Origin of the sequence: Streptosporangium brasiliense (assembly GCF_030811595.1) — a bacterium.
GTDB lineage: Bacteria > Actinomycetota > Actinomycetes > Streptosporangiales > Streptosporangiaceae > Streptosporangium > Streptosporangium brasiliense.
This window is the reverse complement of sequence record NZ_JAUSRB010000002.1, coordinates 3,252,220-3,268,193: the sequence shown is the minus strand read 5'-3', so window position 1 is coordinate 3,268,193 and position 15,974 is coordinate 3,252,220. Positions and strand designations below refer to the sequence as shown.

Here is a 15,974-nt window from a genome sequence, read left to right as displayed (position 1 = left end):
CGGACCGGCGCCCCGCGGGTCGGAATGAGAGCCCTACCCGGCTAGCGGGTGGGAGCGCCCCCGTTGTCGCGGCGGTCCAGGGCGGTCTGGAGCGCGTCGGCGGCCTCGTCTTCGGCGTCTTCGGGACGGTTCCAGGGATACATGTCGTACATGGCGATTCTCATCTCGGTCGCATGCGGGCAGGGAGAGATGGTCCGGACTCCGGTCACGGATCGGACCGGGCCTGAGTGCCGCGGGTCCGGATCGCGGACCGGCGGCGCGGGGCCGGCGTGCGCCGCCACACCGCGGCGGGCTGCCGGCCTGCCCTGTCAGGCCCCGCCGCGGCAGGTAATGAGTGCGAGAACCTGGCGCATTTCCTGCCAGGTTACCTGCCCGTACGGACACCGTCCCGCACTCCGTACACACTTCTCACATGCTGAGACGCACAACGGCTGCCGCCCCCGGCTTCCCGGGGACGGCAGCCGTCGCCGTACGCGCTAGTCGGCCAGGTCGACCGAGCGGCCGCTGTCGGCGCCGATCTCGGCGCCGATCACGTCGAGCACGTCGGCCGGGATGGCGGAGTCGACGGTCAGCGCGATGAGGGCCTTGCCGCCCTTCGCGTCCCGGGCCACCTGCATCGAGGCGATGTTGATGCTGTGGTCGCCGAGGATGCGGCCGACGACGCCGACGATGCCGGGGCGGTCGGTGTAGGTGAAGAACGACAGGTGGTCGGTCGGCTCGATCTCCATCTGGTAGCCGTTGACCTCGACGATCTTGGTGATCTGACGCGGGCCCGACAGGGTGCCCGAGACCGAGACCGTGCGGCCGTCGGCCAGCACGCCGCGGACGGTGACGACGTTGCGCCAGTCGGGGCTCTCGGAGCTGGTGACCAGCTCGACGGTCACGCCGCGGTCCTTGGCCAGGAGCGGGGCGTTGACGTAGGTGACCGAGTCTTCGACCACGTCGGTGAAGATGCCCTTGAGCGCCGCCAGCTCCAGCACGCGGACGTCCTGGGAGGCGATCTCACCGCGGACCTCGACGTCGAGCCTGGTGGCGACCTCGCCCGCGAGGGCGGTGAAGACCCGGCCGAGCTTCTCGGCCAGCGGCAGGCCCGGCTTGACGTCCTCGGCGACGACGCCGCCCTGGACGTTGACCGCGTCCGGCACGAACTCCCCGGCGAGGGCGAGCTTCACGCTGCGCGCGACCTGGGTGCCGGCCTTCTCCTGGGCCTCGTGGGTGGAGGCGCCCAGGTGCGGGGTGACGACGACCTGGTCCAGCTCGAACAGCGGGCTGTCGGTGACCGGCTCCTTGGGGAAGACGTCGATGCCGGCGCCGGCGACGCGGCCTTCCTTGATCGCCGAGTAGAGCGCGTTCTCGTCGATGATGCCGCCGCGGGCGACGTTGATCAGGCGCACCGACGGCTTGACCGTGTGGAGCTCCTTGTCACCGATGAGCCCGATGGTCTCCTTGGACTTGGGCAGGTGCACGGTGATGAAGTCGGCCTCGCGCAGGGCCTCCTCCAGCGAGACCAGGCGGACGCCCATCTGCGCGGCGCGGGCCGGCTGCAGGTAGGGGTCGTAGGCGATCAGCTCGACGCCGAACGGCTGCAGGCGCTGGGCGACGAGCTGGCCGATCTTGCCGAGGCCCAGGATGGCGACGACCTTCTCGTCGAGCTCCACACCGGTGTACTTCGAGCGCTTCCACTCGCCGCCCTTGAGCGCCAGGTGCGCCTGGGCGACGTTGCGGGCGGAGGCGAGGATCAGCGCGACGGTGTGCTCGGCGGCGCTGGTGATGTTGGAGGTGGGCGCGTTGACGACCATGACGCCGGCCTTGGTGGCGGCCTCCACGTCCACGTTGTCCAGGCCGACGCCGGCCCGGGCGACGACCCGGAGCTTGGGGGCGGCCGCGATGGCCTCGGCGTCTACCTGCGTGGCGCTGCGCACGATGAGCGCGTCCACGTCGGCGAGGGCGGGCAGGAACTGGGCGCGGTCGGCGCCGTCGGTGTGGCGGACTTCGAAGTCCGCGCCCAGGACCGCGAGACCGGCCTCGGAGAGTTCCTCTGCGACCAGTACGACGGGCTTGTTCACAGGCTAGATCCTTAGAGACGTGGCGGCTGCTGCACGGACCTCACGTATTCTATCGGCGCTTGTGAACGCGTTCACGAGTGTCCCGCGATCCGAGACGGTCACCTGGGGTACCCACCCCCGGAGCATCCATGCGCGGAAAATTCAACTTGGTATTGCTCCAGAGAAAAGTTCACGATTACCCTCATAAGCCGTGGTCCCCTACCTATCGTTCCTCATATGAGCATCGGGAACCCCGCCCTCGGCGATGTGCTCGCGCAGCACGGCGGCCCGCACCGGCTGCTGGCGGCGCTTGCCGAATGGGGACTCCTGGTTGCCGTGCGGCCGGACCGCTCCGTCGTGCTCGGCACGACGCAGGCGGGTGACCGGGTGCTGCTCGGATACACCTCGGCGAGCACCTACGCACGGCACCGTGGCAACCACTCGCTGTCGGCCTGCGACGCCGACACCATCCTCGACATCCAGCGCGTCACCGGTGTGCGGGAAATCGTGATCGACGCCGCGGGCCCGGCGGCCGCCGCCGTGCCCATCGAGGATCTCCAGCGCTACCTGCAGTCGACCCGCACCGGCCCCACGCCGGCGCTGTCGGGCGTGGCCCTGACGGCATACGCGACCGGGGCGATGGCCACGGTCTCGCGTCCGCAGAACCCCCCGGCGGCCCGCCGGCCGGAGTACCCGGTGGCACGCCCGCCGGAGACCCCGGTCGCCCGCCAGCCGGAGTTCCCGGTCGCGCGCCCGCCGGAGGCCCCGGTGGCACACCCGCAGCGGGCCTCCGTGCCGGCCGCGCCCGCCCAGCCGTGGATCCCCGCGCCCCGCCCCCACCTGTCGGGGCCGATGCAGATGGTGGACCCCGGCTACCGGCGGTGCGAGCACCCGATCCTGCCCGCGCTGCGCGTGGCGATCTCGCACGTGCTCGCCGACTACCCGCTCGTCCACCACGTGTGGATCTCCGAGGCCCGCACCTCCTCCGGCGCCCCGGGGATCATGCTGCACGTCAAGGTGCACATGTCGGCCGCCGAGGACGTGGTCCGGGACATCCACCGCGGGGTCCGCGCCCGGCTGCCGCAGCTCGCGGCGAGCGAGGCGCCGATCCTCATGGCCCGGGTCGCCGACGCGCGCAGCGAGCAGCGGATGGTCGAGGTCGGCGCCCACGTGGTCTGCGCCGACGTCACCGGCTGACAGAACCTCCGCGCGGGGACGGCCGTCCCACGACGGTGTGTCGGGAACGGCCGTGCGGACAGCCCGCCACCCCCGACGGGGACCACCTCCGCCGCGGCGCCGGCCGGACGGACCCGCCCGGGTCCGGCCGGCCGCGGCCACCGGCGGCCTTGCGCCGCCGCTATCCGGTACGGCGGGCCGGCGTCATCCTCGTCCGGGTGAACGCCCCCGCCAGCCGTCCGCTCCGGCGCCGGGCGCTATCCGGTGCGGCGGGCCAGCGTCACCCCGGTCCGGGCGGAGAGCCCCGCCACGAGGGCGGCCAGCACCGGCAGGCCGACCACGATCGCCGCCAGGAAGAGCCAGGGGATCTCGATCGTCGGCGGCGTCGAGGGGAGCGTCAGGGTCTGCCGGCCGAGATCCGTTGTGACGACCGTGGAGTAGCCCCACTCGGCCGTCAGGGACCACGCCCCGGCGATCCCCGTGACCGAACCGGCCACCGTGCCGATCAGCACGCCGAGCCCCGCGATGAATCCGGCCTGCCCGGCGACGACCAGCCGGCGCGTCCCCGGCGGGGCTCCGACGGCGGCCATCGTCGCCAGGTCGGGCCGCATGTCGGCCGCCGCGAGCCCGGTGGCGACGAACGTGCCGCCCAGCACCAGGACGAGCGCCGCCCCCAGGAGCAGCCACAGCTGCGGGATGATCTCCTGCTCGAACCCGGTCTGGACGTGAACGTCGGTCCCCGGGGCCACCCCGTTGAGCTCCCACTCCAGGTCGAGCTCCTGCTGGCGGGTGGGCCGGTAGGAGGCGGGGTCGATGTACAGGATGCGGGGCCGCGTCTCCAGCCCGGTGGCCTGGACGGCCGCGAGAGGCAGCACCGCGACGGCATGCCGGGGGTCGGCGGCCGTGGCCACGACCGCGGGGACCGAGAGGTCGCCGCCGGACAGCCCGGACACCCTGCCGAACGACGACACCTCCAGGGGCAGTCGTCCCTCCCGCACCAGACTCGGATCGAACACCACCGCCTTCCCCGAGGCGAAGGCGGCCGCCGCCGCCGGGTCCCGCCTGCCCTGGACGAGGGCCAGCAGCCGCCCGTCCCCGATCGGCAGTCCGTCCATGTCGTAGGAGAAGTGCCTCCCCTTCTCATCGCCGGACCGAACGGCCAGGCCGAACGCGTTCCCTTCGGCGTTGTACGCCTCGGCCGCCTCGATCGGCCGCACCCCCGGCAGCCTCCGCTCGACGACGGCCTTCAGCTTGTCCCATCGGGCGTCGTCGAAGCCCCTGCCGTAGACGGCTGTGGTCCCGACGGGGCGAGTGACCTGGAAGGCGTCGCGATACTTGGCGTAGTCGCTGTTGAAGGCGGTCCCCAGCGCGGTGACCGCGGCCGCGGCGGTCATGACCGCCGCGACGGCGGAGGCGGTGCGGCCGCGATGGCGGGAGGCGTCGCGGGCAGCCAGCCGGAACGGGAGCGGGAGCCGGGCGGCCGCCCGCGCGGCCTCCCTGACCAGCCTGGGCGCCAGCGCGACCAGTCCGAACTGGGTGAGGACGGCGGCGGCGAGGACCCAGACCGCGCTGAACCTGATGGCGGACACGGTGGCCGCGATCCCGGCAGCGATCAGGAGCAGGCCCAGCACCGGGCGGCCCACCCGGTCGCGCGCCCGGCTCCGGCGCCCGCCGAGCACCGCCGCCACGTCCTGCCGGGCCGCCTGTACGGCGGGCACCACGGCGGCGGCGGTCCCGCTGGCCGCGCCGAGGAGCGCGACGGCCACGACGGGCGTCCAAGGGATCTCCAGGGGGCCGACCCCGCCGATCAGCCGGCCCGCCTCCAGCACGGCCGACAGTGACGCCAGGCCGACGCCGAGGGCCGTGCCGAGCACCGCGGCGCCGCCGCCGAGGACGACGCCGTCGGCAAGGACGATCATGCGCAGGTGTCCCGGTGAGCCCCCCTGCGCGGCGACGAGCGCGAGTTCGCGGCGGCGTCTGCGGAGCCCGACCGCGAAGGCGGGACCGGCGAGCAGCACCACCTCCAGCACGATCATGGTCCCGGCGAGGCCGATCGCCACCGTCCGGTCCACGTCGCGCGAGGGTCCGTCGAACTGGATCCCGGCCGGCGGATCCTCGATGACGGCACGTGACTGCACCAGCAGCCCGACGGCGTTCAGCCGCTTGACACCGGCCCACGTGACCGGTCCCGCGGTGTCGGCCAGCCAGCCGTTGCCGTAGCCGTCCCTCCTGTCGAGGAGCAGGCTGCCGGGCAGCCCCACGATCTCCCTGCTCCTGGTCTGGTGCGGGTGCTCGACCACTCCGACGACCCGCACCGCCTTCTCCTCCCGCAGGACGGACAGCGGCGCGCCGAGACGGGCCCCCCGCTCCAGCATCGCGGGGGTCACCGCGACCTCCTGGACCGAGGTCGGCAGGCGGCCCTCCACCAGGCGATACATGCCCGCCGTCAGGGGGTCTCGCAGATCCAGCTCGCGCGCGCTCACGCGGTCGTGCCCGTCCGGGGCGCGGAAGTCGACGCTGCCCTCGTTCGCGGGCAGGAGCCGGGCTCCGGGGCCGAGCAGCCCGGCCAGCTCGGCCTGCGTCCACGGCCTCGTGGAGACGGGCCCCCTCGCGGTCGGGCAGCACCAGCCCGAAGGATCCTGCTCCAGCCTGCCGCGTCCCTCCGTCGTCCGGAGACGGGCGTCGGCCGCCCCGATATTCGCCGTGAGGCGCTCCCGCGGGGTGAGGTCCGCGGTCTCGGCGAAGGTCAGCAGTCCGGTGATGACGAGGACCGGCAGGGCGATCATCGTGATGATCAGGGCGGTGCGGCCCCTGGCCCGCAGGGCGTCCCTGCGGGAGATCCGCAGCGCGGCGAGGAGGGCGCTCATGCCGTCCTCCCGTCCCACGGACCGCGGGTCGCCGCTGTGTCCCGCGCGTCCGTCCGCTCGCTCATCGGGCGCTCTCCAGAGGGACGGCGGTGGAGTCGGTGATCTCGCCGTCGCGCAGGAAGACCACCCGGTCGGCCCAGGCGGCGTAGCGCGGTTCGTGGGTGACGAGCAGCGCGGTGGCTCCCGCGTCGCAGCGGGTGCGCAGGAGTTGGAGGATGTCGTCGCCGGTCGGGGTGTCCAGCGCGCCGGTGGGCTCGTCGGCCAGGATCAGCCGGCGCTCGCCGACCAGGGCGCGGGCGATGGCGACCCGCTGGCGCTGACCGCCGGACAGCTCGTCGGGGAAGCGGTCGGCGACGTCGGCGAGACCGACCTCGGCGAGTGCCTCCGTCGCCTCGCGGCGGGCCTGCCCGGCCCTGATGCCGTCCAGCTCGCGCGGGAGCATGACGTTCTCCACAGCGGTCAGTGACGGGATCAGGTTGAGGTCTTGAAAGACGTAGCCGACGTGCCTGCGGCGGAGCCGGGCGAGCTCCTTGGCCGGCAGGCGCGACAGCGGGGTGCCCTCGACGGTCACCTCGCCCGAGGTAGGCAGGTCGAGCCCGCCGGCGAGGTTGAGCAGGGTGGACTTGCCGGAGCCGGAGGGCCCCATCACCGCCACCAGCTCTCCGGCGGCGACGTCCAGGCTGACGTCTCGCAGCGCCGTCACGGCCTGCGGTCCGTCACCGTGCACGCGGCTGACGCCCGCGAGCCGTACGACCGGGTCGAAACTCATCTCTGCTTCTCCTGCGTCTGGGGGGAGGCCGTGAGCACGGCCTCGCAGTGGTCGAGCCAGCGCTGCTCGGCCTCGGCCTGGAAGATCATCGAGTCGAGCACCAGCCGCTGCGCGGCTCCCTCGGCGCTCGCGCGCTTGGCGCGGGTGAGCTCCTGCAGCGTGCGCATGGTGGCGCCGCGCTGGGCCTGGATGACGGGCCGCACGTCGGCGGCGGCGGTGACCGCCATCGCGAGCTTGATGACCAGCTCGTCCCGGGGCCGGTCGGCCTGGGCGACGGGGGTGCTGAACCATCGCTCCATCTCGGTCCGACCGGCCTCGGTGATCGTGTAGACGACCCGGCCCTGGTCGTCCTGCTCGCCAGGGGTCACCAGACCGTCGCGTTCCATGCGCGAGAGCGTCGTATAGACCTGGCCGATGTTGAGCGGCCAGGTCGCCCCTGTGGACGCCTCGAACTCGGCACGCAACTGGTAGCCGTAGCGGGGCCCCTGGCTCAGCAGGGCGAGCAGCCCTTGTCGGATCGCCATGCATACTGAGTATGCATACTCAGTATGGTCACGGCAAGCGAGGCAAGAGATCCGCATATTCTGGACAGGCTCCGCTCCTGGGGCTGATACTCGGGAGATGAGCTCGCCGACGCCCCCGTCCCGCGCGTCCGATGGGGACCGCGACCGTGCGATCAACGAGCTCCGCGACCGCGCCGTCGAGGGCCACCTCTCGCACGAGACCTTCCTCGGCCGTGTCGACATGGCACTGCGCGCGCGCAGCCAGGGGGAGCTCGACAGCCTGGTGGCCGACCTGCCACAGCGGGGCCGGTTCCGCCGCATGGTGACCGAGATCGTCTCCTCGGCCTCCGACTTCACCAAGCGCGTGGAGTCGGCCTGGCGGCGTCCCCGGCTGCCCCGGCTCGCGCTGCCCGGCGACAGCCGCACCCGCTACGTGGTCGGCCGCGGCTCGGCCTGCGACCTGGTCCTGGCCGACCTGACCGTCTCGCGGGTGCACGCCGAGCTCCGCCGCGACGACGACGGCTGGATCGTCGTCGACCTCGGCTCGCTCAACGGCACCCGGCTGAACGACTGGCGCCTGGTCGGGCCGGCGAAGGTCCGCCCGGGAGACGTCCTCTCCTTCGGCGACTGCATGTTCCTGGTGATCACACCCCAGCTGATCTGAGCGTCTCCGCGGTGAGGGAGTAGCGCGCCGTCAGCAGGACGCTGACCCCGGCCGCGAGCGCGGGCAGCAGCGTGCCACCGTACAGCGCGGCCATGACCGCCGCCTCGGGCTGCGCCACCGGCGTGCCGGGGTCGGACTCCACGAACCCGGCCGCGCCGAGCAGCCAGCCGAGCACCAGCGCGCCGAGCGCGAAGACCACGGTCTCGCAGGCCGTCCAGAGGCCGGTGAACACCCCGGCGCGGCGCTTGCCGGTGGCCAGCGCGCCATGGGCGATCACGTCCGACAGCATGGAGAACTGCAGCAGTTGGAGCCCCGCGTAGCCGACGCCCACGACGAGCACGCACACGTGCGCGTAGACCGGCCCGAGCTCCCCGGCGAACGCCAGCCCGACCGTGCCCGCCGTGAACAGCGCCGCCGCGAGGATCATCGCCCCGCGCTTGTCGTAGCGCCTGGACAACCGGACCCACGCCGGCATCGTGACCAGCAGCGGCCCGACGACACACAGGAAGAGCGTGGTGGTCGCCCCGGGGTCGCCCAGGACGTAGGTGGCCAGGTACGGCGCGCCTGCCAGCAGGGTGCCCGCGGCGAACATCTGGGCGCAGCTCAGGCCGAGCAGCACCATGAACGGCCGGCTGGAGCGGGCCGCCGCGAACTGGGCGCGGATGGACGCCTCCGCCTCCACCCTGGCGACCATCGGCGCGCGGGCCGTGCCCGCGAAGGAGGTGAGCATGGAGACCAGCAGCACCGCCCCGACGACCAGGCCCATGAGCCGGTAGCCGGCGGCCTCGGTGCCGGCGATCGCCGGCGCGACGGCCCCGGACAGCAGGATCGCCAGGCCGACGAAGACCATCTTCCACTGCAGCAGCGCCGAACGCTCGTGGTAGTCGTCGGTCATCTCGGCGGCCATCGCCTTGTAGGGCACCTCGTAGAAGGCGTAGGCCGTCGCGGTGAGGAAGTAGCAGACGGCGACGTACAGCGCGGCCGGAGTGCCGGTGAGCGGCGGGCCGGCGAACGTCAGCGCGAACGCCACGGGCAGGGTGAGCGCGCCCAGGAGCATCCACGGGCGGCGCGCGCCCATCCGGGAGGCCGTCCGGTCGGAGCGCTGGCCCACCCAGGGATTGATGAGCATGTCCCACACCTTGGGGAGGAAGACCACGATGCCGGCCAGCCACGCGGGGACCGCCAGCACGTTGGTCATGTAGAACAACAGCAGCAATCCCGGGACCGTGGAGAACGTCGCGGTGGAGACTGAGCCGATGCCGTAGCCGATGCGGACCCCGCGCGACACGGTGACGACGGCGGGAGCGGGCTCCGATGTGACCATGGCCACATTCAATCGCAGCAAGCGACCGCTCGGCAGTCCGGAAGATACGAATATTTCCGTATTGTCACCCAGCCCGCGATTCCCGATGATCTCCGCAAACCCCCTTAGGCCCCGGGAGAAACCGTGCGCCCCTCACGACGGACCACAATCTCTGTCTCCGCCCTCCTTCTCGCCAGTCTCGCCTGGGCCTCGGCCCCGGCGAGCGCGCTCGAACCCGCCTCCGGCGTCACCGATCTGGTCAAGGACATCGACCAGATCCTCAGCGACGCCCGGCTGACCCCCGCACGGGCGGGAGTGGTGGTCAAGAGCGCCGCCTCCGGCGAGGAGCTCTACGCCCTGGACTCGGGCAAGATCCTCACCCCCGCCTCCAACGCCAAGCTGGTGACCTCGGCCGCCGCGGTCGAGACCCTCGGCCTGGACTACCGCTTCACCACGAGCGTGCTGTCCAGCGGCCGCCGGGCCGGCTCGGCCCTCGCCGGGAACCTCTACCTCCGGGGCACCGGCGATCCGACCCTCCTGGCCGCCGACTACGACGCGCTGGCCGCCCGCGTCGCCGCCTCGGGGATCAAGGTGGTCACCGGCAAGCTGGTCGCCGACGACACCTGGTTCGACTCGGTACGGCTCGGCACCGACTGGGCCTGGGACGACGAGCCGTACTACTACGCGGCGCAGATCTCCGCGCTGACCGCCTCGCCGAACACCGACTACGACGCCGGGAGCGTCATCGTCTCGGTCGCCCCCGGGGACGCCGCGGGCGGGCCCGCCAAGGTCTCCACCACCCCCGAGACCGACTACCTGAAGATCGACAACCGGGCGACGACCGGGACCGAGACCGACGTGCTGGTCGAGCGGCAGCACAGCACCAACACCGTGGTGATCACCGGGACCGTCGCGGAGAAGTACGACGAGTGGGTCGCCGTCGACGACCCCACCGGATACGCCGCCTCGCTCTTCCGCAAGGCACTGGCCAAGCACGGCGTGCGGGTGCTGGGATCCACCGCCCGCGAGGCGGCCCCGCAGGGAGCCGCCACCGTGGTCTCGCACGAGTCGATGCCGCTCAGCGAGCTGCTCGTGCCGTTCATGAAGCTCAGCAACAACATGCACGCCGAGATCCTGACCAAGGCCATCGGCCGCAAGGTCTCCGGGGTCGGCACCTGGAGCGCCGGGCTCGCCGCCATCACCTCCTTCGCCCGGGCCAACGGCATGCCGACGCTGCGCTTGCGGGACGGCTCCGGCCTGTCCCGGGTGGACGGTCTCACCCCCGGCGGCGTCACCGGCCTGCTGATCGCGCTGCGCGCCAAGCCCTGGTTCTCCACCTGGTACGGCTCGCTGCCGATCGCCGGTGACCCCGACCGGATGGTCGGCGGCACGCTCCGGAGCCGGATGCGCGGCACGCCGGCCGCCGGCAACGTCCACGCCAAGACCGGTTCGCTGACCGGTGTCACGTCCCTGTCCGGCTACGTGACCAGCGCGGACAACGAGCCCCTGGTCTTCTCCGTCATGCTCAACCAGTTCCTGTCCGGCTCCCCCAAGGACATCGAGGACAAGATCGCCATCCGCCTCGCCCAGTTCAGCCGGACCGCCCCGGCCGACGTGGCGAGCGTCCAGCTCCGCCAGGCTCCGCAGGAGTCGGCCGACGTCGAGTGCTCCTGGCTCAAGCCCGTCGGCTGCTGAGCCGCCGGCCGCCTCCCCGCCGCGCGGCGGCGGGGAGGCGGGGAGGCGGGGAGGCGGTAGGTGGGAACGGTCCCAGACGCTTCTCATGCCACTCCGGTTTACCTGGAACTCACAATTAATATCCGGAATTTAGTGACAAGGGGGATGTGTCACCGACAGAATGCGGAGCCATCCAGCGTCCACCCCACTGGAGGAACCGATATGCGCAGACCGCTAGGGGTACTCGCGTGCCTCGGGAGCCTGGCGGCACTCAGCACGCCGGTCACGGCCCACGCCGCGACGGCGTCGCAGACCGCATGCCGCGTGTACGCGGCCGCTCCCTACGTCACTGCCGCCGGGAAGATCCAGGCGTCGGCCGCGCGGCTCGGCTGCGGCGACACCGCACTGGTCCGCATCCGTGTCAAGCGCGCCGAGGCCGGCCCCGACCCGGTCGTCAGAAGCGCCTCCCGCAGGGGCGGCAACGGGCGGGTCACCGTCGCACTGCCGTGCGCCCCCGGCGTCTACTACGCGGTCGCCACCGACTACCGCGGCCACTCGGGCACCTCCAAGGCCGCCCGGCTGTCCTGCTCCCCCACGGGCACGCCGTCCCCCACCGCCACCCCCACCCCCACGGCGACCTCCTCGCCCAAGCCTTCGGCGACCCCCACCCCCACGACTCCCCCGCCGGCCGGCACCGTGGGGACGGCCGAGGAGAACGAGGTCGTGCGGCTGACCAACGCCGAGCGGGCGAAGGGCGGCTGCCAGCCGCTCAAGCACGACGCGCAGCTCCGCAAGGCCGCCTACGGCCACTCGGCCGACATGGCGGAGCAGGGCTACTTCAGCCACACCTCCAAGGACGGCCGCAGCTTCATGGACCGCATCCGAGGGGCCGGCTTCACCGGCGGGTCGGGCTGGGCGGAGAACATCGCCATGGGCCAGCCGACCCCGGCCGCCGTGGTCGGCTCCTGGATGAACAGCTCGGGCCACAAGGCCAACATCATGAACTGCAAGTACACCCTCATCGGTGTCGGCGCGGCCAAGAACGCCAAGGGCCAGATCTACTGGACCCAGGTCTTCGCCGCCAAGTAGGGCCCCGGCCCCCGCCGGAGACGACAGCGACAGCGACAGCGACAGGAACGGCGACGCCCCCGTGACGGATGACCGTCACGGGGGCGTCGCCGTACGGGCGGGCCCGTTCACCCACGGGCCGCCGGCGGCCCGGTGCTACTTGAGCCAGCTCATCATCGGGCGGAGCTTGGCGCCGGTCTTCTCGATCGGGTGCTGGGCCAGCTCGTCGCGGTAGGCGGTGAACTTCTTCTGGCCGCCGTCGAACTCGTCCACCAGCTCCTTGGCGAACTCGCCGGACTGGATCTCGGCGAGGATGCGCTGCATCTCCTTCTTGGTCTCCGGCGTCACGACGCGCGGGCCACGGGAGTAGCCGCCGTACTCGGCGGTGTCGGAGACCGACCAGTACATCTTGTGGATGCCGCCCTCGTACATCAGGTCGACGATCAGCTTCATCTCGTGGAGGCACTCGAAGTAGGCGACCTCGGGCTGGTAGCCGGCCTCGATCAGGGTCTCGAAACCGGCCTTGATCAGCTCGGACACGCCACCGCAGAGGACGGCCTGCTCACCGAACAGGTCGGTCTCGGTCTCCTCGGTGAAGGTCGTCTTCAGCGCGCCGGCGCGGGTGCCGCCGATGCCCTTGGCGTAGGACAGCGCGAGGTCCCAGGCGCTGCCGCTGGCGTCCTTCTCCACCGCGACGAGACACGGCACGCCGCGGCCCGCGGTGTACTGGCGGCGGACGAGGTGGCCGGGGCCCTTGGGGGCGACCATCGCGACGTCGACGCCCTCGGGGGCCTCGATGAGGCCGTAGCGGATGTTGAGGCCGTGGCCGAAGAAGAGGGCGTCGCCCTCGACGAGGTTCGGGGCCACGTGCTCGGCGTAGAGGTGCCGCTGGATGTGGTCCGGCGCCAGGATCATGGTCAGGTCGGCCTCTTCGACGGCCTCCGACGGGGTGACCACCCGCAGGCCGTCGGCCTCGGCCTTCTCCCGGCTCTTGGAGCCCTCCGGCAGGCCGACCCGGACGTCGACGCCGGAGTCGCGCAGGGACAGGGCGTGGGCGTGGCCCTGGCTGCCGTACCCCAGGACGGCCACGTGCCTACCCTGGATGATCGACAGGTCGGCCTGGTCGTCGTAGAAGATCTCAGTCACTTGCTTAACCTTTCAGGTTTCTCTGCTTACGCGGTCCGGTCCAGGGCCCGGAGCGAACGGTCGGTTATGGAACGGGCGCCGCGGCCGATGGCCACCATGCCCGACTGGACGAGCTCCTTGATGCCGAACGGCTCCAGGAGCTTGATGAAGGCCTGCAGCTTGTCCGGCGTGCCGGTGACCTCTATGGTCACCGCGTCAGGGGCGACGTCAACACACCGCGCGCGGAAGAGGTTGACCAGTTCCAGCACGCTGGAGCGGGTCTCGGAGTCGGCCCGCACCTTGATCAGCGTGAGCTCGCGCTGCACGGCCTGCGCCGGGTCGAGCTCCACGATCTTCAGCACGTTGATCAGCTTGTTGAGCTGCTTGGTGACCTGCTCCAACGGCAGGTCCTCGACGTTGACCACGATGGTCATCCGCGAGATGTCCTCGTGCTCGGTCGGCCCGACCGCCAGCGAGTCGATGTTGAACCCCCGGCGGCTGAACAGCGACGCGACGCGCGCGAGCACGCCGGGCTTGTTCTCCACCAGCACGGAGAGCGTGTGCCTGCTCATGCCTTCCTCCTCGCCTGACGGCCCGCCCGCGCGTCCGCCGGGCAGCCGCGCCCGTCTGCCGGTCCGCTTCGATCACTCACCGCTAGTCCTCGCTGTCCCAGACCGGCGCCATGTCGCGCGCGAACTTGATGTCGTCGTTGCTGGTCCCGGCCGCCACCATCGGCCAGACCATGGCGTCCTGGTGGACCACGAAGTCGACCACGACGGGCACGTCGTTGATCTCCATCGCCTTCTTGATGGTCGCGTCCACGTCCTCCGGCCGCTCGCACCGCAGGCCGACGCAGCCGTAGGCCTCGGCCAGCTTCACGAAGTCGGGGATCCGGCGGACCGTCTGCAGGTCGGTGTTGGAGTAGCGCTGGTTGTAGAACAGCGTCTGCCACTGCCGGACCATGCCGAGGTTGCCGTTGTTGATGATCGCGACCTTGATCGGCACGCCCTCGATGGTGCAGGTGGCCAGCTCCTGGTTGGTCATCTGGAAGCAGCCGTCGCCGTCGATGGCCCAGACCGTGGTGTCGGGGCTGCCCATTTTGGCACCCATCGCCGCCGGGAGCGAGAAGCCCATCGTGCCGGCGCCGCCGGAGTTGATGAAGGTGCCCGGGTTCTCGTAGCCGATGAACTGGGCGGCCCACATCTGGTGCTGGCCGACGCCCGCGGTGTAGATGGCGTCCGGCCCGACGATCGCGCTCAGCCGCTCCATGACGTACTGCGGGGCCAGGGAGCCGTCCTCGAACTCGTCATAACCCAGCGGGTAGGTCTCCCGGTAGGCGTCGAGCTGGGTCCACCACTCGCTGTAGTCGCCCTTGCGGTCCTCGTTGCGCACCGCGGTGATCAGCTCGGAGAGGACCTCCTTGCAGTCGCCCACGATCGGGACGTCCGCGTGCCGGTTCTTGGAGATCTCCGCCGGGTCGATGTCGGCGTGCACGATCTTGGCGTGCGGGGCGAAGGTGGACAGCTCACCGGTGACGCGGTCGTCGAAGCGGACGCCGAGCCCGATGATCAGGTCGGAGCGCTGCAGCGCCCCGACCGCCGGCACCGAGCCGTGCATGCCCGGCATGCCCAGGTGCTGGCGGTGGCTGTCGGGGAAGGTGCCGCGCGCCATGAGCGTGGTGACCACGGGGATGCCGGTCAGCTCGGCGAACTCCATCAGCTCCGCCGCCGCCCGCGCCTTGTGGACGCCGCCGCCGACGTAGAGCACGGGCCGCCTGGCGTCGGCGATCAGCTTGGCCGCCTCCCGGATCTGCTTGGAGTGCGGCCGGGTCACCGGGCGGTAGCCCGGCAGCTGCATCACCGGCGGCCACTGGAAGACCGTCTTGGAGGTGAGCGCGTCCTTGGAGATGTCGACCAGCACCGGTCCCGGGCGCCCCGTCGCGGCGATGTGGAACGCCTCGGCGATGGTCCTGGCGATGTCGGCCGGGTCGGTGACCAGGAAGTTGTGCTTGGTGATCGGCATGGTGATGCCGGAGATGTCGGCTTCCTGGAACGCGTCGGTGCCGATGGCGTTACTGGGCACCTGGCCGGTGATCGCGACGATCGGGACCGAGTCCATGTAGGCGTCGGCGATCGGGGTGACCAGGTTGGTCGCGCCCGGACCGCTGGTGGCCATGCAGACCCCGACCCTGCCGGTGGCCTGCGCGTAGCCCTGCGCCGCGTGGCCGGCCCCCTGCTCGTGCCGGACGAGCACGTGCCGGACCTTGGCCGAGTCGTAAAGGGGATCGTAGGCGGGGAGAATCGCGCCGCCCGGGATCCCGAACACGGTGTCGACCCCGACGTGCTCCAGCGCTCTGACGAGGGCCTGGGCTCCTGTCATCTGTTCGGTCATCGGCTCGTTCCTTGTATGGCTCAGCAAGTTTGGCGGCATAAAAAATGCCCCATTCCACCTGGAACGGCGGAGCTGGGGCGGCGCGCAGGTCGAAGTGCTTCGCTATCGGCCTGCGCGCCGGCGAAGTACTACGAGAATCCCACTGTGATGCATGGCTCCACCATGGCCGACAGAGTGTGTCTGCGTCAAATTCATGGGACAGGAGTCTCAAAGTCCGAGATGGCGGACACGGGGCGGACGCCCTCCTCGCCGGGCTCCGCAGTGGCGGGACAGCCCGGGAGGGTGAGCAAGGACACACCCGTCACCGGCCGTGTCACGCGGCCGGACGCCACGCGGGAACAGCCCGGCGCCGCGCGAAACCAGCCGGCCGGGCCACGTGGGACGGCCCT

The 15,974-nt window shown here is 71.7% G+C and carries 13 protein-coding genes; 4 read left to right on the top strand and 9 right to left on the bottom strand.

The features are described 5' to 3' along the window. Positions 1-41: 41 nt before the first annotated feature. Entirely contained in the window at positions 42-164 is a 123-nt protein-coding gene (locus J2S55_RS23660; protein ID WP_306864946.1) for a hypothetical protein, read from the bottom strand. 312 nt (positions 165-476) lie between these two features. Beyond that, positions 477-2,066: a phosphoglycerate dehydrogenase gene (gene serA, locus J2S55_RS23655; RefSeq protein ID WP_306864944.1), complete on the bottom strand. Its 1,590-nt coding sequence runs from the start codon at positions 2,064-2,066 to the stop codon at positions 477-479. A 216-nt stretch (positions 2,067-2,282) separates the two neighbouring features. Between serA and J2S55_RS23650 the strand changes: the two genes are divergently transcribed. Further along, positions 2,283-3,242 carry a hypothetical protein gene (locus J2S55_RS23650; protein ID WP_306864941.1) on the top strand — a complete coding sequence of 320 codons (960 nt, stop codon included), beginning with the start codon at positions 2,283-2,285 and terminating at the stop codon, positions 3,240-3,242. Between the two features lie 236 nt (positions 3,243-3,478). Here the strand turns inward: J2S55_RS23650 and J2S55_RS23645 are convergent, their stop codons facing one another. From J2S55_RS23645 to J2S55_RS23635, 3 genes are all read right to left on the bottom strand, one after another. Further along, positions 3,479-6,088 carry an FtsX-like permease family protein gene (locus J2S55_RS23645; RefSeq protein ID WP_306864938.1) on the bottom strand — a complete coding sequence of 870 codons (2,610 nt, stop codon included), beginning with the start codon at positions 6,086-6,088 and terminating at the stop codon, positions 3,479-3,481. Positions 6,089-6,149: 61 nt separating this feature from the next. Next, positions 6,150-6,857, bottom strand: coding sequence for an ABC transporter ATP-binding protein (locus J2S55_RS23640; RefSeq protein ID WP_306864935.1), 708 nt, complete (start codon positions 6,855-6,857; stop codon positions 6,150-6,152). Continuing rightward, positions 6,854-7,381, bottom strand: coding sequence for a PadR family transcriptional regulator (locus J2S55_RS23635; protein WP_306864932.1), 528 nt, complete (start codon positions 7,379-7,381; stop codon positions 6,854-6,856). Before J2S55_RS23635 ends, J2S55_RS23640 begins: the two co-directional genes overlap by 4 nt. Positions 7,382-7,478: 97 nt before the next feature. Between J2S55_RS23635 and J2S55_RS23630 the strand changes: the two genes are divergently transcribed. Next, complete coding sequence (locus J2S55_RS23630; protein ID WP_306864930.1) at positions 7,479-8,024, top strand: FHA domain-containing protein; 546 nt, start codon at positions 7,479-7,481, stop codon at positions 8,022-8,024. Here J2S55_RS23630 and J2S55_RS23625 read toward each other — a convergent pair. Then, complete coding sequence (locus J2S55_RS23625) at positions 8,005-9,348, bottom strand: MFS transporter (protein ID WP_306864928.1); 1,344 nt, start codon at positions 9,346-9,348, stop codon at positions 8,005-8,007. The genes J2S55_RS23630 and J2S55_RS23625 overlap by 20 nt on opposite strands. 123 nt (positions 9,349-9,471) lie before the next feature. Here J2S55_RS23625 and dacB point away from each other — a divergent pair, with 123 nt between their 5' ends. Both dacB and J2S55_RS23615 read left to right on the top strand, forming a co-directional pair. Further along, the gene (gene dacB, locus J2S55_RS23620; RefSeq protein WP_306864924.1) at positions 9,472-11,022 is read left to right on the top strand and encodes a D-alanyl-D-alanine carboxypeptidase/D-alanyl-D-alanine endopeptidase; all 1,551 of its coding nucleotides are present in this window, start codon (positions 9,472-9,474) and stop codon (positions 11,020-11,022) included. 201 nt (positions 11,023-11,223) lie between these two features. Beyond that, complete coding sequence (locus J2S55_RS23615) at positions 11,224-12,090, top strand: CAP domain-containing protein (RefSeq protein WP_306864921.1); 867 nt, start codon at positions 11,224-11,226, stop codon at positions 12,088-12,090. Positions 12,091-12,225: 135 nt separating this feature from the next. On the opposite strand, the gene ilvC is transcribed toward J2S55_RS23615, so the two are convergent. From ilvC to J2S55_RS23600, 3 genes are all read right to left on the bottom strand, one after another. Continuing rightward, a complete protein-coding gene (ilvC, locus tag J2S55_RS23610) occupies positions 12,226-13,206 on the bottom strand; it encodes a ketol-acid reductoisomerase (protein ID WP_306875543.1) in 981 nt (326 codons plus the stop codon). 35 nt (positions 13,207-13,241) lie between these two features. Then, on the bottom strand, positions 13,242-13,766 hold the full coding sequence (ilvN, locus tag J2S55_RS23605) for an acetolactate synthase small subunit (RefSeq protein ID WP_306864917.1): 525 nt from the start codon (positions 13,764-13,766) through the stop codon (positions 13,242-13,244). Between the two features lie 82 nt (positions 13,767-13,848). Then, entirely contained in the window at positions 13,849-15,624 is a 1,776-nt protein-coding gene (locus J2S55_RS23600) for an acetolactate synthase large subunit (protein WP_306864914.1), read from the bottom strand. Between the last annotated feature and the right edge of the window lie 350 nt (positions 15,625-15,974).